Source organism: Nocardia sp. NPDC056000, from assembly GCF_042269265.1.
Taxonomy (GTDB): domain Bacteria; phylum Actinomycetota; class Actinomycetes; order Mycobacteriales; family Mycobacteriaceae; genus Nocardia.
In genome coordinates this window covers 311,113-327,317 of sequence record NZ_JBHJXS010000011.1, presented here as the reverse complement: position 1 = coordinate 327,317, position 16,205 = coordinate 311,113, and the positions used below count along the sequence as shown (strand labels likewise).

General features: G+C 66.1%; 19 protein-coding genes. 13 read left to right on the top strand and 6 right to left on the bottom strand.

Annotated features, from left to right (window positions below; all coding sequences use genetic code 11):
• Position 1 precedes the first annotated feature (1 nt).
• Together ACFC4D_RS31220 and ACFC4D_RS31215 are read left to right on the top strand one after the other, a co-directional pair.
• Entirely contained in the window at positions 2-2,092 is a 2,091-nt protein-coding gene (locus tag ACFC4D_RS31220) for a hypothetical protein (RefSeq protein WP_376068581.1), read from the top strand.
• Positions 2,093-2,133: 41 nt separating this feature from the next.
• Positions 2,134-2,577: an RpiB/LacA/LacB family sugar-phosphate isomerase gene (locus tag ACFC4D_RS31215; RefSeq protein ID WP_376068579.1), complete on the top strand. Its 444-nt coding sequence runs from the start codon at positions 2,134-2,136 to the stop codon at positions 2,575-2,577.
• A 15-nt stretch (positions 2,578-2,592) separates the two neighbouring features.
• On the opposite strand, the gene ACFC4D_RS31210 is transcribed toward ACFC4D_RS31215, so the two are convergent.
• The 4 genes from ACFC4D_RS31210 to ACFC4D_RS31195 all read right to left on the bottom strand — a co-directional run bounded on the left by ACFC4D_RS31210 (position 2,593) and on the right by ACFC4D_RS31195 (position 6,454).
• Positions 2,593-4,194, bottom strand: a complete 1,602-nt coding sequence (locus tag ACFC4D_RS31210) for an acyl-CoA synthetase (protein WP_376068577.1) — start codon at positions 4,192-4,194, stop codon at positions 2,593-2,595.
• Positions 4,195-4,228: 34 nt separating this feature from the next.
• Positions 4,229-4,690, bottom strand: coding sequence for a gamma-glutamylcyclotransferase (locus ACFC4D_RS31205; protein ID WP_376068576.1), 462 nt, complete (start codon positions 4,688-4,690; stop codon positions 4,229-4,231).
• The gene (locus ACFC4D_RS31200) at positions 4,687-5,463 is read right to left on the bottom strand and encodes an MBL fold metallo-hydrolase (RefSeq protein ID WP_364631414.1); all 777 of its coding nucleotides are present in this window, start codon (positions 5,461-5,463) and stop codon (positions 4,687-4,689) included. The genes ACFC4D_RS31205 and ACFC4D_RS31200 overlap by 4 nt, the downstream gene beginning before the upstream one ends.
• Before the next feature lie 82 nt (positions 5,464-5,545).
• A complete protein-coding gene (locus ACFC4D_RS31195; protein WP_375954186.1) occupies positions 5,546-6,454 on the bottom strand; it encodes a hydrogen peroxide-inducible genes activator in 909 nt (302 codons plus the stop codon).
• Between the two features lie 108 nt (positions 6,455-6,562).
• On the opposite strand from ACFC4D_RS31195, the gene ACFC4D_RS31190 reads away from it, so the two are divergent.
• The 4 genes from ACFC4D_RS31190 (at position 6,563) to ACFC4D_RS31175 (ending at position 9,405) form a co-directional block, all read left to right on the top strand.
• Complete coding sequence (locus ACFC4D_RS31190; protein WP_153806595.1) at positions 6,563-7,150, top strand: peroxiredoxin; 588 nt, start codon at positions 6,563-6,565, stop codon at positions 7,148-7,150.
• Positions 7,151-7,190: 40 nt separating this feature from the next.
• Positions 7,191-7,730, top strand: coding sequence for a carboxymuconolactone decarboxylase family protein (locus tag ACFC4D_RS31185; RefSeq protein ID WP_364631408.1), 540 nt, complete (start codon positions 7,191-7,193; stop codon positions 7,728-7,730).
• A gap of 214 nt (positions 7,731-7,944) precedes the next feature.
• Positions 7,945-8,685: an HNH endonuclease family protein gene (locus ACFC4D_RS31180; protein ID WP_376068574.1), complete on the top strand. Its 741-nt coding sequence runs from the start codon at positions 7,945-7,947 to the stop codon at positions 8,683-8,685.
• A gap of 27 nt (positions 8,686-8,712) precedes the next feature.
• Positions 8,713-9,405: a PhzF family phenazine biosynthesis protein gene (locus ACFC4D_RS31175; protein ID WP_364631403.1), complete on the top strand. Its 693-nt coding sequence runs from the start codon at positions 8,713-8,715 to the stop codon at positions 9,403-9,405.
• A 117-nt stretch (positions 9,406-9,522) separates the two neighbouring features.
• Here the strand turns inward: ACFC4D_RS31175 and ACFC4D_RS31170 are convergent, their stop codons facing one another.
• Positions 9,523-10,746: an aspartate aminotransferase family protein gene (locus ACFC4D_RS31170; protein WP_376068572.1), complete on the bottom strand. Its 1,224-nt coding sequence runs from the start codon at positions 10,744-10,746 to the stop codon at positions 9,523-9,525.
• A gap of 173 nt (positions 10,747-10,919) precedes the next feature.
• The gene (locus tag ACFC4D_RS31165) at positions 10,920-11,660 is read right to left on the bottom strand and encodes a DUF5134 domain-containing protein (protein WP_376068570.1); all 741 of its coding nucleotides are present in this window, start codon (positions 11,658-11,660) and stop codon (positions 10,920-10,922) included.
• Positions 11,661-12,034: 374 nt separating this feature from the next.
• Between ACFC4D_RS31165 and ACFC4D_RS31160 the strand changes: the two genes are divergently transcribed.
• From ACFC4D_RS31160 to ACFC4D_RS31130, 7 genes are all read left to right on the top strand, one after another.
• Complete coding sequence (locus ACFC4D_RS31160) at positions 12,035-12,625, top strand: VanZ family protein (RefSeq protein WP_376068569.1); 591 nt, start codon at positions 12,035-12,037, stop codon at positions 12,623-12,625.
• A gap of 2 nt (positions 12,626-12,627) precedes the next feature.
• Positions 12,628-12,876, top strand: a complete 249-nt coding sequence (locus tag ACFC4D_RS31155; protein WP_376068567.1) for a hypothetical protein — start codon at positions 12,628-12,630, stop codon at positions 12,874-12,876.
• 428 nt (positions 12,877-13,304) lie between these two features.
• A complete protein-coding gene (locus ACFC4D_RS31150) occupies positions 13,305-13,868 on the top strand; it encodes a hypothetical protein (RefSeq protein ID WP_376068565.1) in 564 nt (187 codons plus the stop codon).
• 39 nt (positions 13,869-13,907) lie between these two features.
• Positions 13,908-14,135, top strand: coding sequence for a hypothetical protein (locus ACFC4D_RS31145; RefSeq protein ID WP_376068563.1), 228 nt, complete (start codon positions 13,908-13,910; stop codon positions 14,133-14,135).
• 405 nt (positions 14,136-14,540) lie between these two features.
• The gene (locus ACFC4D_RS31140; RefSeq protein ID WP_376068562.1) at positions 14,541-14,708 is read left to right on the top strand and encodes a DUF6374 family protein; all 168 of its coding nucleotides are present in this window, start codon (positions 14,541-14,543) and stop codon (positions 14,706-14,708) included.
• Between the two features lie 69 nt (positions 14,709-14,777).
• Positions 14,778-14,993 (top strand): hypothetical protein, encoded by a 216-nt coding sequence (locus ACFC4D_RS31135; RefSeq protein ID WP_376068560.1) that lies wholly within the window; start codon positions 14,778-14,780, stop codon positions 14,991-14,993.
• Between the two features lie 101 nt (positions 14,994-15,094).
• Positions 15,095-15,361: a DUF732 domain-containing protein gene (locus tag ACFC4D_RS31130; protein WP_376068558.1), complete on the top strand. Its 267-nt coding sequence runs from the start codon at positions 15,095-15,097 to the stop codon at positions 15,359-15,361.
• The last annotated feature ends 844 nt before the right edge of the window (positions 15,362-16,205 follow it).

The window sequence follows — 16,205 nt, the reverse complement described above, 5'->3', positions numbered from 1 at the left end:
CATGCGCGCGGACCTGCTCGCCCTCACCGACGATTCACTCATCACACTCGCGAATCGCGGCATCTTCAAACGCGCGGTCAAGGAGAATACCGCCACCCCGCCCGAGGTGACCGAATCCGCCGACGGCACAGTCGAAGCCGTCTTCCCCGACGGAACCCGCACCACCCTCACGCCCGGCATCACCCTCGAAGCCGCCCCCTGCACCTGCGGCTCCACCACCATCTGCCGTCACCGCATCATGGCGGTGCTCGCGTATCGCACGGTCGCCGCCGACAGCGGTGACAGCCACGGCACCAACGCCGATCTCGGAACGACGATCGCCGAGAGCGGTGCGGATACGGGCGACCAGGCCCCCGCTGCCAACATCATCGATTCGTCCGTCGAAATCGCCGCTGCGACAACCGGAACCGCCGATGACGCACCGAGCACCGTGTCCCCGCCCACCGCGCCGTGGTCCCCCGCCGCCTTCACCGATGACGAACTGCGCGAGCTGCTGGGCGCACGCGCCTTCACCGCCGCCAAGAAGGCGCTGCGCGCCGGGTACCGCGCGACCGTGCGCCGGGCGACCGATCGGGATCCCGTCCCGGCGGTCGAATTATCCGCCGTCACAGTGCGATTCCTGGTTCCCGGTGAGCTCGGCTACGCACGCGCCGACGCCTCGAAGGGTGCGCGCCCCGATGCCATCGCGCTCGCGGTGTGGGCGTTCCGGCTCGCCGACACCCTCGATCCGGCAGCCGACACCCTGGAGGTCACCGTCGGCGACTCCGCCGACGGCTCCACCGCCGTGGCGGCGGCCGCCACCGTGCTGACCCCACTGGCCGATCTGCTGAATGACGGTGTGGCCCACGCCGGTCCGGCACTGCCCGCGGTGTTCAGCGCCGCGTTGCGCACCCTGGATTCGGCCTCCGCGCGCTGGCCGCACGACGCCCTGACCGAACTGCTGGATCAGCTCACCGCGTATCGCGACCGCAGCGCCCGGCATGATCCGCTGCATACCGCCGCCCTCATCACCGAACTCGTCGCCCGCCATCGTGCGAGCGCGCGCGACTGGGTGCCGGTGCTCGGCACCGAGGAGGCCGCGCGCACACCGCTGCGGCATCTGCGACTCACCGGCCTGGGTGCGCGCATCACCGGTGACAGCGAATCCCGCACCGTGGAAACCTATCTCGCTCATCCCGAGGCCCGCATCGTGCTGACCCTGCCGGTCACCGCCGCCATCGCGGAGGGGGCGGCCGCGCCGACGGCCACCGCCCTGGCCGCCCGCCGTACCGGCACCGCACGGCTGGCCGATCTCGCGGCGGGCAATGTGGTGACCGAATCGGCCGTTCGCTCCGCCAATCGCACCGTGCGCCTGGCCAGCAGCCGGGTGGCCCGCACCTCGGTGCTCCCCTCCACCGGCGACTGGTCCACGCTCCCGCCCGAACTGCTCATCACCGATCTCGACGCCGAGGCGGCCCGCCTGACCACACTGGCCCCGGCCGTCATCCGCCCCCGCGTCCACGGTGCGTCACTGCGCGCGGTGGCGGTCGAGTCGATCGGTGAAATCCGTTACCTTCCAGGCGAACAACGGCTCGAAGCCACCCTGCACGCGCCCACCGGCACGGCCACGATCACCCAAACCCACAGTGCCGCAGCGCCGGGAGCCCTGGACGCGCTCGCCCACACGCTGTCCGGTGACGAGGGCGCACCGCGCTATATCGCGGGCTTCCTGCATCGCAGGCACGGCCGATTGCACCTGACGCCGACCGCGGTGGTGGCGGGCGCAACCGTGGTGGTCCCCTGTTTCGCCGATACCGCGCACGCCATCGGGAGCGCGGCCGCGGACATCCATCGGGACCCCCTGTCCGAGGCCGTCACCACCGCCCTGGCCCTGACCGCCGAAGTCCCGCACCGGGGCATTCGCCACCTGCCGCCGAGCTGGTTCACCAGGGCCGGGGAAACCGTCGCAGCCCTGCGCCGCGTCGGCCTCCGCACCGCCGCGACCGCCCTCGACACCCTCCGCCACGCGCTGGGTTCCGCACGCGGCCGTCCGGCCCTCGACCTGTGGGTCACCACCCACCTGCGGTTACAACTCACCGCCGACCAACTGTGAATCGCTGAATCGCGGCCGCCACACGGTTCACAATGGGCGTTATGCGTATTTCCGTAGCGGCGGACGAGAACACCGGGGTCGCGGCCGATGTGGTGTCGGAACTGCGGCGACGCGGGCATGAGGTGCAGGTGCACGGCGCACTCGAGCCCGACGAACGCGATGACTGGGCCTGGGGCAGCGCCGCGGCCGCCTGGGATGTCGCGGAGGGACGCGCCGAACAGGCGGTGGTGTGCTGCTGGACCGGAACGGGGGCCTCGATCGCCGCCAACAAGGTCCCCGGCATTCGAGCCGCACTATGCGTGGACAGCTACACCGCCGCGGGCGCACGGCGGTGGAACGATGCCAATGTGCTGGCGCTGAGCCTGCGTCTGACATCGCGGGCATTGCTCAGCGAAATCCTGGACGGCTGGTTCGGCGGGGCCGCCAGCGACGATCCGGACGATGTCGCCAATATCGAACACCTCGATCGGATCGCCGACTTCTGAACCGGCCGGATCGGATCAGCCCCGCGCGAGATGTGCGTGCGCGGTGCGCAATTCGCGTTTGAGAATCTTGCCGCTCGGGTTCTTGGGCAGTGCCGCAACGAAAGTCACGAACTTGGGCACCTTGAATCCGGCCAGCCGCTCCTTACAGTGCGCGATGACCGATTCGGCGGTGACGGTCTCGCCCGCGCGCACCACCACGATCGCGGTGACCGCTTCGATCCAATGCGGATGCGGGATGCCGACCACGGCGGCCTCGGAAATCCCCGGATGCTGGAAGAGCACCTCCTCGACCTCCCGGCTGGCCACGTTCTCACCGCCGGTCTTGATCATGTCCTTCTTGCGATCGACCACGCTGAGGTAGCCGTCGGCATCCAGCACGCCCAGATCGCCGCTGTGGAACCAGCCGTCGCGGAAGGCATCCGCGGTCTTGTCCGGATCGTTCCAGTAGCCGAGCATGGCCTGCGGGGAGCGGTGCACGATCTCACCGATGACCCCGACACCCACGGGAACGCCGTCGTCATCTACCACGCGGGTCTCCACATTCAATGCGGGGCGGCCCGCCGAACCCGGCTTGGTGAGCTGATCCTCCGGTGCGAGAACCGTTGCCAGCGGGGCGAGTTCGGTTTGACCGTAGAAATTCGCGAGCCCGACCCCGGGTAGGCGTTCGGCGAGTTCGTGCAGCACCTCGACCGGCATGATGCTCGCACCGTAGTAACCCTTGCGCAGTGACGACAGGTCGTAGCTGTCGAAATCGGGGTGGCGCAGCAGCGATAGCCAGACCGTGGGCGGGCAGAAGAGTTTGGTGGCGCGCTCGGTCTGCACGGTGCGCAGAATGGTGGCCGGATCCGGGCCTGGCAGCAGAATGCTGGTCGCGCCCAGGTAGATATCGGGCGTGAGGAAGCAGTGCAGCTGCGCGCAGTGGTAGAGCGGCAGCGCGTGCACCTCGATATCGTCGGCGCTCATGCGGCCGTCCACGATCGCGCTCACATACTGGGCGATCAGGCCGCGTCCGGACATGATCGCGCCCTTGGGCCGGGATTCGGTGCCGGAGGTGTACATGAGCTGCACCGGATCGTCGTCACCGATGTGCACATCGGGTTCGGAAGCGTCGGAATGGTTTTCCCACGCCGAGGCGTCCTCCCAGCCCGCCGCGACCGGCAGGCCGTTCAACCCGATCCACCCGAACAGCCGAATCTCATTATCGCCCAGCTGTTTCACCGCGGCTTCGGCCTCGGATCCGAGCGCGTCCTCGGCGATCAGACCGGTCGCGCCCGAATGCCGCAGGATGTACGCCACCTCATCGGCGGTGAGCATGAAATTGATCGGCACCGATATCGCGCCCAGGCGAGCCAGCGCGAAGTACAGCAGCACGAATTCGCGGCAGTTGTGCGAATACAGTGCGATCCGATCACCCTGCGCCACACCGCGATCGGCGAGACTGTGCGCCACCCGATTCACCGCCGCGTCGAGTTCGGCGAAGCTTTCGCGACGCTCCCGCCACACCAGGGCGGTCTTGTCCGGCACCCGGGCCGCGGTGCGCCGCAACAGTTCTCCGAGTCCCTGCCGCCGCGCACCCGCGACCACGCCATTACCGTCCGAAGCACCCGCTGCACTCATGCCAACACGTTCTACCGGACGAATGTGGCCCGCGTCATACAGTCCCGCTGAGCAGGACCAATTCCCGCCGCCAGGCCGCGCACTGCCGGACGTAGTCCGCCAGGTGATCAGCGGCGAAGTCGCGGGCCGACCAATCACCGGACTCGACCGCTTCGGTCCAGGCGTAGGTCCAGGCATAGCTCACCCGCTTGCCCGCGTGCACACAGACCGGGGACAGGTCGTATTCGTCGTCCTCGAATTCATCGAGCACCCACCACTGCGTGCGGGTGAGGCCGGTGAGCAGGAAACCCTGTGCCGCACCGGATTCGGCGTGGACGAGGCCGGGGTAGATCTTCCCGGGCAGCGCGGCCACTCGGCGACCGGGCACCGTCGCGGGCCGCAATTCCATTGTGCAGCCGATCAATTCGGTCAGCACCTCGGGGAAGCGCAGCGTGCCGTAGACGAACAGCGGGGCATCGCCGCTCGGCAGTCGGCGCGCCCAGGAGCCCTCACTCACCGCCCGGTCCAGCGGGCGAAGACCGCGGCATCGTGCGAATTGACGATGCTGATCTGATGGCCGTGCAGGCGCTTGAGTTCACGCAGACGCCGCTGATTCTCGCGATAGGCATCCCGCACGATCGCACCCTGTTCGAAAACCTGCACCAGGAACGGTGTATTCGGCTGTTCGGGATCGATGGTGCTCTCGGTCATGAACGCGTCACCGGCGTGCAGCAGCCAGCCGCGCCCGGTATCGACCGCCACACCGGCATGCCCGCGGGTATGACCCGCCAGCGGGACGGCCAGGATCTCCGGCGGCAGGCCGGGCAGATCCCGCACCGCGGTGAAACCGAACCAGTCCTGTCCGCCGTCGACCTCGTTGACCATCCACTTGGGGCCGTGCTCCCACTGCTGCGCGCGATAGCGCAGGCGCTCGGACAGCGTGGGCGTGGCGGTGGCGGCACGGAATTCGGGACCGTGCACATGGATGGTGGCCTCCGGGAAATCGGCCAGACCGCCGGAGTGATCGAGATCCAGATGCGTCAGGATGATGTGCCGCACATCGCGCGGGTCGTACCCCAGTTTCTGCACCTGGTAGATCGCGGTCTCGGTCTCGCGCAGCTTCGCGCCGAGGGTGAATCGGCTCGGCCCCACCATTTTCCCCGGCTCCCGCACGCATCCGAGCCCGAATCCGGTGTCGACCAGTACGAGTTCGGTCCGCGTCTCGATGAGTAGGCAGTGGTCGACCAGGCCGAAGGCCATGGTGCCGCAGTTCAGATGGTGAATCCGCATGGCCCCGAGCGTCCCAGACGCATCCGAACCGGTCAATTGGAACGCGGCGCGCCCGGTGTACGCCCCTGGTGACGGCGACGTTTCAGTGCGGGCGATGACTGCGGATGATCTCGGCCAGGCGTTCGTAATCCTCACCGCGCGCGGTGGAGGCGCGATAGGCCAGACCCAGCGTGCGCCCGGGCGCGGGCGCGGCGAAGTGCGCGATATCCAAAGTGCCGCGCGAGGTTTCGGCCGATACCGCCATCTCCGGAATCAGCGTGACACCGAGATCGCCTGCGACACACTGCACCACGGTGGCCAGCGAGGCGGCGCGGGTGTCCCCCACCCCGCCCGGATGCGCGTCATGGGTGCGGCACAGGTCGAGAGTTTGATCACGCAGACAGTGCCCCTCATCGAGCAGCAGCAGCGGTAGCGCGTCCATATCAGCGGGTTTCAGATCCCGCCGCCCCGCGAACTTGTGCCCGCGCGGGACGACCAGCACGAATTCCTCGGTATAGAGCGGAATCTCGACCAGTCCGGTGGCATCGGCGGGCAGCGCCAGCAGCGCGACGTCCAGCACTCCGGAGCGCAGCCCGTCCAGCAGGCGCGCGGTTTGATCTTCGATCACATGCGGAACCAGGTCCGGCAGCTCGCGGCGTAGCTCAGGTAGCAAGGTGGGCAGCACATATGGAGCAACCGTCGGAATGATGCCCATGCGCATGGTCCCGCCGAGCCCCGATCCGGCAGCGGATGCGACAAATCGGTCAGCCGCCTCGAGTGTCGCCATCGCTTGCGGCAGAAGCCTTTTACCTGCGGGTGTGACCAGTACGCGACGCGTACTGCGTTCGATCAATTGCAGACCGAGTCCGTTTTCCAGTGATGCCAGCGCCTGCGATAACGTGGGTTGGCTCACGTTCAGCCGAGCCGCCGCCGTACCGAAATGGCGGTATTCGGCAATCGCCACGAACGCACGCAGCTGCGACAGGGTTGGCTGATAAGTTTGATCAGTCACGCCTATCAGTATAGTGCGACCGATCACCTTTACCTTTTACCGAGGCTTGGGCAAGATCGGCTGCGGCAGTCACGACACGATCGATTCGACTACATACAAGGAGCACACATGGCCCTGCTGACCATCGGCGACCAGTTCCCCGCCTACAACCTGACGGCTGTCATCGGCGGTGACCTCTCGAAGGTGAACGCTCAGCAGCCCGACGACTACTTCACCCAGATCTCGAGCGACGATCACGCCGGCAAGTGGCGCATCGTCTTCTTCTGGCCGAAGGACTTCACCTTCGTCTGCCCGACCGAGATCGCCGCCTTCGGCAAGCTGAACGAGGAGTTCGCCGATCGTGACGCGCAGGTGCTCGGCGCGTCCGTCGACAACGAGTTCGTGCACTTCCAGTGGCGTGCCCAGCACGAAGAGCTCAAGACCCTGCCCTTCCCCATGCTGAGCGACCTCAAGCGTGAATTGGCCGCCGCCACCGGTGTTCTCAATGCCGACGGCGTCGCGGACCGCGCCACCTTCATCGTGGATCCGAACAATGAGATCCAGTTCGTTTCCGTCACCGCCGGTTCCGTCGGCCGCAATGTCGACGAGGTGCTGCGCGTGCTCGACGCACTGCAGTCCGATGAGCTCTGCGCCTGCAACTGGAAGAAGGGCGATCCGACCATCAAGGCCGGCGAGCTCATGACCGCTTCGGTCTGATTTCTTTCGAACCTGCTCTGACACAAAAGGATTGCGCGCTGTGACCATCGAGAACCTCAAGAACTCCCTGCCCGAGTACGCCAAGGACCTGAAGCTGAACCTGTCCTCGATCGCACGCACCACCGTGCTGACCGAACAGCAGCTGTGGGGCACCCTGCTCGCATCGGCGGCGGCCACCCGTTCGGCCACCACGCTGCGCGAGATCGCCGAGGAAGCCGCCGACATCCTGTCGGAGGAGGCGTACAACGCCGCACTGGGCGCCGCTTCGATCATGGGCATGAACAATGTCTTCTATCGGGGCAAGGCGTTCCTGGACGGTAAGTACGACGATCTGCGCGCGGGCCTGCGCATGCAGATCATCGGCAACCCGGGTGTGGCCAAGGCCGATTTCGAGCTGTGGTCGTTCGCGGTGTCCTCGATCAACGGTTGTGCCCACTGCCTCGAGGCGCATGAGCACACCCTGCGGGAAGAGGGCGCCTCGCGTGAGGTGATCTTCGAATCGCTGCGTGCAGCCGCGATCGTGGCCGGTGTCGGTCAGGCCGTGGCGTCGACCGAGGCGCTGGCCACCGCCGCCGTCTGATTCCGGTCGAATCCGGGTCGCATCCGGTCGAATCCGTAGTTCGAGAAGGCCGCACACCCCCGGGTGTGCGGCTTTTTCGTGTCTTCACCTCGGGTACACCGCGGTTATGCGTGGCGAGCCTTCGATGTGATATTTGCCAATGGTTTGCGGCAATCGGATCACCGGTCGGCAACATTGTCTGATTCATCCGGTTCAGCCACTTAGACTCCCCCGCATGCCCACGCGTCCCCGGACCACCGCACGACGCCGCTGGCGCAAGTTCCTCGCCACCACGGTGGTGCTCGCGGCCGTGGCCGCGATCGGATTCACGCTCTGGAGCAATCGCCAGGACGACCCGCGGCCGGACACCCCGGCGGCCGATCCCGGCGGGACGCCGCTCCCCGATACCCGGCAGGCGCGCGGGGATCTGGACGGGCTCACCATCGCCTGGAATCGCAATTGGGAATCCTATGACCGCACCGCCTTCGGCCCCGGCTGGTCGGGGCGCGGCGGGGAACCGGTGCTGACGGGCGGCTGCACCGCGCGCGAGACCGTGATGAAGCGGGATCTCACGGAAGTGCGCCTGGCGGACAGCAATTCATGCATGGCGCTCGCGGGGGTGCTGATCGATCCGTATACCGGCGAGCGGCTGCCGTACGACCGGTTCCAGGCTTCCGATATCGAGATAGACCATGTGGTCGCGCTCGGTGACGCCTGGCGCTCGGGCGCTTCGGAGTGGAGTCCGGAGCGGCGTGAGCAGTTCGCCAATGACATCGGCAATCTGCTCGCGGTGCAGAAGCAGGCCAACCAGGACAAAGGGTCCAAAACGCCGGATCAGTGGCGGCCGCGCACGGCCTACTGGTGCGATTACGCGCGGCGCTGGGTGGCGGTCAAATCCCGCTGGGCGCTCACCGTCCAAGCCACCGAGAAGAGCGCCCTGACGGAGATGCTGGGCACCTGCACACCTCCCGCATAGCGGTAACCGTGGGTATGCTCGGGACTCATGGGCATTCCGGAAAGTGATGGCGCACAGATCGAAGTGGTTCGCGTGTTCACCGACGCGGCGGGCCGATTCGGCAATCCGCTCGGCATCGCCCGCGCCGCCGATGTCGAAGGGGTCGATCATCAGGCCCTGGCCGCCCGGGTCGGATACAGCGAAACCGTCGTGGTGCAGGAACCCGAGCACGAGCGCACCAGTATGCGGATCTACACCCCGGCGGTCGAACTGCCGTTCGCCGGGCATCCCAGCGTCGGCACCGGCTGGTGGCTGTTCCTCAAGGGGCATCCGGTGTCGGTCATCGATGTGCCCGCCGGACCGGTGGACGTCTCGGTCAGCGATGGCATGACCTGGGTGCGCGCCCGCTCGGAATGGGCGCCCGCCTTCACCTTTCACCAATTCGAGAGCATCGAGGAGATCGCGACGCTCGACCCCGCCGACTTCCCCGAGGGCAAGCATTACGTCTGGGGCTGGAGCGATGAGGCGCGGGGTGCGGTGCGGACGCGAATGTTCGCCCCGGCCATGGGAATTCCCGAGGACGAGGCCACCGGCGCGGCGGCCATCGCACTGACCGCGAACCTGCGGCGCGGGCTCTACATCACCCAGGGCGAGGGGTCACAGCTGTTCACCGAATGGGATTCGGACGGCTGGGTGCGGCTGGGCGGCCGGGTCGTCGAGGACCACCCCGTAGTCATCTAGAGGCAGGGTCGCACCCCGTCATCCCGGCGTGTCTTTGGCCGGGATCCACACCGATCAGCGGATGCGCCGCAGGTGTGGATCCCGGCCAAAAGCGTGCCGGGATGACGAAGGGAGTGCTCAGCCCAGTGCGGCTGTGAAGCCCGCCGCCATTTCGGCGATCTGATCCTCGGTGATGACGAAGGACGGGGAGATCTGGAGTGCGCCCTGACCGGCGGCGCGGCCCGAGATGCCGTGCGCCCGCAGGGTTTTCACGAACGGCATGGCCTCGGCGGGATCGGCGAGCTGGACCGCGGCGACCGCGCCCAATCCGCTGCGCACCTCGGCGACCCGGGGGTGCTCGGCCAGCGGCGCGAAGTGCTTGTGCAGCAACCCTTCCAGGTTCTTGCTGGCATCGAGGAGGTTCTCGCGCTCCATGATGTCCAGGTTGGCCATGGCGGCGGCCGCGGCGGCGGCGTGACCGCCATAGGTGTAGCCGTGCCGGAACCAGGTGCCGCCCGCGAAGAACGGCTCGGCGATGTGCGGGGCGATGAAGACCGCGCCCATCGGGATGTAGCCGGAGGTCAGGCCCTTGGCGGTGGTCATGAGATCGGGCTGCAGGTCGAAACGCGAAGAGGCGAACCAGGATCCGCCGATGCGGCCGAAACCGGTGACGACCTCGTCCGCGACGAACAGGATGTCGTTCTCGCGGCAGATCTGACGCACCTCGGTGAGGTAGCCCTCGGGCGGCAGGTAGACCCCGCCCGCGCCGATGATCGGCTCGGCGAAGAAGGCGGCGATACGGTCCGCGCCGACCTCCTCGATCAGCGCCAGCAGCGCCTTGGCGTCATCCCAGCCGATGGTGCGGGCATCGGGCATGAATTCGCCGTAGCCCTCGTGGTTGACCGGGATGCCCGCGAGCGAGGTACCGGCCACGTGCATGCCGTGGTACGCGCGCTGACGGCCGACCACGATGGTCTTGCCCGGCTTGCCCTGCACGTTCCAGTAGCGCCGCGCGAGCTTGACGGCGGTATCGATGCCGTCGGACCCGCCGGAGGTGAAGAAGATCTTGCTGCCGGGGACCGGGGCGATGCCCGCGAGCCGCTCGGCGAGGTCGCGCAGCACCGGCGAGGCCAGGTCACCGAAGTTCGAGTAGTGCGCGATATCGGTCAGCTGCGCGGCGACCGCGTCGGCGATCTCCCGGCGGCCGTGGCCGACATTGGTGAACCACAGTCCGGCGGTGGCGTCCAGGTACCGGGTGCCACCCTCATCCCAGATGTAGGCGCCCTCACCGCGCGCCACCACGAACGCGCCACCGCTCTCGACGGCACCCATATCGGCGAAGCCATGCCACAGCGAACCCATCCCGCACCTCCGTCACACCGACACCGACGGCCCCTTCCCGGGCGCGCCGCACACCCCACCATCACACCATCACGACGGTGAGCAGCGCGAACGACCCCCGCCCAAGCGGTTGGCCCCGTGCGGCGCGCAACGCGGTGCCGGGCCACCACATCCGGCGGCCCGGCAGCGATCGATCAACCCGCGACCGCGAGGACGAGCATGTAGGCCGTCCCGATATCCATCACCAGATGCGGCACCACGGCCGTCGGGCCGCTGCCGACCGGATGCGGGAACACATGGCGTAGTGCCCGCCGGGACCACGGCACCGCCATCACCACCGCGTCGATCGTGAAGAGCGCAGCCAGGGTGAGCATGAGCCAGGGCGCGGGACCGCCCGCCATATGCATGCCGTGCGCACCATGCCCGCTCATCGCGTACAGCATCGCCCCGGCCGCCAGCACGTGATATCCCAGCGCTGCCACACTCGCGCTGCGCCACCGCACAATTCGCGCCGCCAGCAGCGTCGCGTACACCACCACCATGGCGGTCAACACACCCCGAAGTGCCTGGGGATCGGCCGCCGCCGGGAACACCAGCATGACCAGCATGACCATGCACATCATCAGGTGAGCCGCGTCCGACTCCTGATCCAGACTCCGAAACCCACTGCCAGACAGCATATTTCCCGCGCCCGGTAGGGTCTGCCACCCAGCCGTCGACACCCGGCCGGGCGTATTTCCCAAGTCCCGCATATACTCCCGGCCCGACGCGGCGCTTCCCCGCACCGTCGCGTTGCCGTCCTCGCCCCAACCCGTCGTAGCCGCACCGGCAGGCCGCACCGAGGCCAAACGCCTCAGCACAATCACCAGCGCAACACCGAACGCAGCCGCCACCACCCACCGCAGCGCCGCGTACCCCTGCACGAATTCCGCCACACCCCACCACCTCTCAGCGCGGAGCCCCGATCCCCTCCAATGGTGGCATCGAACCCCCCTCCCCGGCACTGCCTTTCCCCCGCCGAACCCCCGGCGCGTCACCGCCCCGGAAGTCCGAAGCACGAACGAGCGATCTCCCGCCCAGCGAGCGAGTCTCCGTCAGCCAACTGATTCCCTCGGCCATCGCCTTCGTCATCCCGGCATACTTTTGGCCGGGATGACCGGGGTACTCGCCGGAAGACGGGGATTCGCACCGGAAGACGGCGGTGGGGACTCACCCGGGGGTCGAGCCCCGGGTGGTGTCGCGAGCCACTCGCGCAAGATCCTCACATTTCCCCCACTGGCTCCCCGAAAACGACCGCTAGCGTGAGGCCATGCGGCAGGTGTGGGAGATGTGGGGCGGGGTGCTCACGGTGTGGGCGCTCGCGGTTCCGGTGCTGGTGGTGTGGATTCGGGTGGTGATGTGGCTGCGGCGGGAACAGCCGCATGCGCTCGCGCTCCGGAATACCCTGGCGGAGGCCGGAATTCTGATCGGGACGGCGCCGTGGATCTGGATGATCCTGACTCCGACCGGCGGACGGCGCGAGGTCGCGCTGGTGCCGATACGCGATCTGGTGGAGACGCTGACCGGCGACCCCGAGCAGGCGGTGGTGCAGGTCGGCGCGAATCTGATCGTCTTTCTGCCATTGGGACTGCTGCTACCACTGCGTCTGCCGCGTTTCGCGGGTGTGCTCCGCATGTTCCTGGTCGGCGCGGCGCTGTCGGCGCTGCTGGAAATCGCGCAGTACGCGTTCGACCTCGGCCGCGTCTCCTCGGTGGACGACGTGCTCATGAACGCGACGGGCGCGGCGATCGGTGCCGCGCTGACCGGGCCCGCGCACCGGCTCGTCATCCGAACTCAGCGCATGCGAAAGACCGGGCCGCGCGGGCGGAATGGGAGTGAGGCGCCCGCGGGGATGAGGTAGACGTGTTCGGTGCGGATGCGCAGGACGTCGCACATGCCGTCGGTGATGATCAGGATCGGGGCCTCGGAGGGGAAGTCCGCGGCCAGACCGACGAACACACAGTGGAGGCCGACGAAGCGCTTCGGGAGATAGTCCGGCGCATCTCGGCCGTCATCACCAGCGAACACGTCTTCATGACGCTGGCCGATGGCCGTCAGGAAGTGATCGTGTTCGAAGCCGCGCGCCGCTATCAACACGAGTGGACGATGTAGAGCCGGACAAAACCGACTCTGACCGGGAGATTGCTTGGCGTATTCCCAGGTTTGCATGTACTGTCGCCGGTGGCTGAGTCTCATGCAGTGCCCGGACACAGCCCGACCTCGTACCCCTCGGCTCCAATCCAGGGGGGGCCTTGTCCACCAGCCTGTTCAGGGGAGAGACGCGAGGCATAGCGGGCATTGGGCAGGTTTTGCACCCCTCAGCCCGGGACAGGTGGCCTGCTAACCAACACTTCGAGATTTGCGATTCACCCTTGGAAAACCGTAGTCCTTCACGGTGAAGAAGGACGCCAAGTTCCTCCTGGCTGGAGGTCGAATCTTGGCTCAGATCAAGCACGTCCACATGATGTGGGCGCGGCATTGGTCGAGCTGAGGTTCGCAGATGCCCTCTCTCGACCACAACCGAGAGAGGAAGAGCCCCAGTGGCATTGACCGATTACACCGAACCCGCGCTGGACGCCCTCGGTCTTCACGAATCTCAAGCGCTGACGGTCGGTCTTCTGCATGATCCTGATGTGGTCATGCTCGCTGCGACTGAAACCGCTACTTCACCCACCACATACCTGGTCCTTGTCGCGCCAGTAGTGACCGCCATCAGCATCGCCGTATCGGCCCATACAGCCAAGCTGGGCAGAGAGACCGAACTGCACCAGATGCACAAAGAGTTGGATGAGCTGGAGCAGAAAGCGAAGGCCGACAGGGAATATCGCGCATCGCGCGACACTGCGATCCGGCTCCTGAAGCAGAAAATCAAGGAGAAGGAAACGCTGGAAAGTCGCCGGAGGACAGTGCGTTCCGCGATTGGCGTGGGTCTGCGATTCGGGTGGTTGTTCGCCATAGTGTGCTGGGTTGTAGCGGGCTTCAGCGCGGTCTACCTTGGAGACTGGAACTGGGACGCTCTCCGGCATTCATACCCGTGGAGTTGGCTCGGTGCCGGTTTCGTGTTCGGATTCGGGTTTGGCTGGTGGTTTGAGACGAGTAGGTAGTTGTCGGCCACGGAGTCGCCCAGTCGATAGGGTGGCTCCGTGGCTGGACGCAAGGCGGACCCGAAGGCCGAGATGGCTTGGGTGCTGGAGCAGATCGAAGCCAAGGCAGCCAAGGGCGAAGACACTTCCGAGCTGGAGCAGTACGCGAACCAACTGTTGGACGAGCAAGCAGACGAGCAGCTTCGCCGCGGCCCGGAGGTCCGGGAAGAGATGCGCCAGCGGCCCCGGCCCGAGCCGGACGAGCACCACCCCGGCAAGCTGTTCTAGCGCCCTGTCATAGCCCGCTCTTTAGATAGAGTAGCGACCACTTCTTGGCCTGGTATTCACTCGTCATTAGCCCCAGTTCAACGTCATATTCCAAGGTAGCTCCAGTGATCTCGCCGCGCATGAACTGCTTCCCGAGTTTTGCCATCCTGGTATCTATCGCGAGCTTGGCCGGTCAATCTCCTCCTGAAGCTCCCTGGCCTGCTTGCTACGGAAGTCCGAGCTGCGCTTCCTCTCCTCACGGTCACGCATTGCCTGGGTCCACGATCGTTTAGCCATGCCTCCCCCAACATCGTTGAGCCGCAACAACATTCCCGTCCAGTATCTGATAGCCCGGCCGGTTCGACCAATACGCCAAAGGATACCGAACGGTTCGAACATAAGTTCGACTCGAGGTAGCCTCTCCCCATGCCTGAACTCTCGCCGCGCGATTTGGCCGCAATGAACCTGGAGCAGGTCCGGAGCCAGCTTCTCGACGCCGCGGCATTCGGCAAGTACCTCACCCCCGAACAGTTGGAGAATGCCGCCGGGAAGATCGGCGAAGGGCTCCGGGTCTTCCGCGCACTATCCGACTAACCCGCCGGGTCATAGCCATATGCGATGATTCCCCCGGCAGTTCCGAACTTCGATCGGGAGGGTGAAGTCATGGCCAGTCGTAAGGCGTATCTCACCGGCAAGTTGCTTCCCAACGGCCAGGTTCAGGTCCAATACGAAGACGGCACAATTGGTTCAATCCTGCTGCACGGCAAGCGTGTTCAGTACCTAAACAAAGATCCCGGGTTTGGACCGACCCGGTATATCGCAAGCTTCGAAGACGGGTCGGATGACGTAGTTGTCTATGAACTGGAGGTGGAGGACTGATAACCATAGGTTCAGTCACTAGAGCAGGCGTCGCCGCATTTGGCTGCGCCTGCCTTCTTGCCGCCTGCGGGTCTGGCGACGACGCGACCACGACGCAGGACGTGAAGTTTCTGGCGGCGATCAAACACGACGGCCTACCGCACGACGGTTCCATGGATGTCTGGGCAGCCGCGAAGAAGGTCTGTGAACAGATGGACCAGGGCAAGACTGCCGACTATGAGGCCGCGGTGGTTTCGCAGGCGAAGCGGGAACCAGCGATCGTCAATGACGTTGCGACCCCGTACTTTACGGCCGAGCAGTCGCGGGAGTTCGTCAACGAAGCGATTACGTTCTACTGCCCGACGTACAAGGATCAGCTGCTGAAGTAGCCCCTGGACATGCGGAAGCCCCCGGGCCGGTAGTCGACTACCCGGGGGCTTCCTCTATCCCCTTCCGGCTGCACATCGTGGACTAGGCACCGGGCGGGGAAGTTTTCAGGCGGGGCCGCTCCAGATGTTCCAAGAGCCCCTAAGCGGGACAACGTTGTTCGAGCTTCGGAGCGTCCGCGACTCACGGTCAAGACGGGCGAAACGCTTTTCGAAATACGCTCGGGCGGAACAGGCCTCGTCGCAATCGGCGTGAGCAGCTTGCCCCTTGCGCGCGACTTCCAGGCTCATGACCGGGTAGTCCGGCGGCTGATGGCTGATCACCATGACCTCACCGCCGCTCAGTTGGTCGCGGGTTCTGTTGCGCCGCATACATTCCCGCGATGGCCTTACGTGCGGCAATCAGTTTCGCGATGGCTTGACGCTTCTTCGGGCAAGCCAGGATCGAGCAGCATTGATGAACTCGTACGACACCCCGCGCGTAGCTGAGGGACATCGCCGTGACTGCTTCGTGGTTCTCGATTGGGATACCCAGCATTGGGCTGCCCCCTTCATGCGAGTTCGTTGACATTGCCTCATCGCCCCCGGTGCTGGCCCCGGTATAGCCAACCCACCCGTGCCCCCTGCGCGGTTGCGGTGATGTCCAGGTATCCGCCTTCGGTACTGGCAAATCGGAGGGACCGAACATCACCAGCCGGGGCGTCATCCTGGAGGTAGCCCGAGTAGCCCCAGGCAACGATTGCGAGCAAGAAAGTGATGAGCAGAGCGAGGAGTACCACTGCGTCCCAAGACATTTCAAATCCCCTTGATCAACCTATGGTGTGGATCTTGGCTTGAATGCCCAGCG

Coding starts and splice junctions, on each gene's coding strand:
- ACFC4D_RS31160 (WP_376068569.1), top strand. CDS start 12,035: ATGCGGCAGGTGTGGGAGATGTGGGGCGGGGTGCTCACGGTGTGGGCG.
- ACFC4D_RS31210 (WP_376068577.1), bottom strand. CDS start 4,194: ATGAGTGCAGCGGGTGCTTCGGACGGTAATGGCGTGGTCGCGGGTGCG.
- ACFC4D_RS31220 (WP_376068581.1), top strand. CDS start 2: ATGCGCGCGGACCTGCTCGCCCTCACCGACGATTCACTCATCACACTC.
- ACFC4D_RS31170 (WP_376068572.1), bottom strand. CDS start 10,746: ATGGGTTCGCTGTGGCATGGCTTCGCCGATATGGGTGCCGTCGAGAGC.
- ACFC4D_RS31180 (WP_376068574.1), top strand. CDS start 7,945: ATGCCCACGCGTCCCCGGACCACCGCACGACGCCGCTGGCGCAAGTTC.
- ACFC4D_RS31135 (WP_376068560.1), top strand. CDS start 14,778: ATGGCCAGTCGTAAGGCGTATCTCACCGGCAAGTTGCTTCCCAACGGC.
- ACFC4D_RS31215 (WP_376068579.1), top strand. CDS start 2,134: ATGCGTATTTCCGTAGCGGCGGACGAGAACACCGGGGTCGCGGCCGAT.
- ACFC4D_RS31140 (WP_376068562.1), top strand. CDS start 14,541: ATGCCTGAACTCTCGCCGCGCGATTTGGCCGCAATGAACCTGGAGCAG.
- ACFC4D_RS31200 (WP_364631414.1), bottom strand. CDS start 5,463: ATGCGGATTCACCATCTGAACTGCGGCACCATGGCCTTCGGCCTGGTC.
- ACFC4D_RS31175 (WP_364631403.1), top strand. CDS start 8,713: ATGGGCATTCCGGAAAGTGATGGCGCACAGATCGAAGTGGTTCGCGTG.
- ACFC4D_RS31190 (WP_153806595.1), top strand. CDS start 6,563: ATGGCCCTGCTGACCATCGGCGACCAGTTCCCCGCCTACAACCTGACG.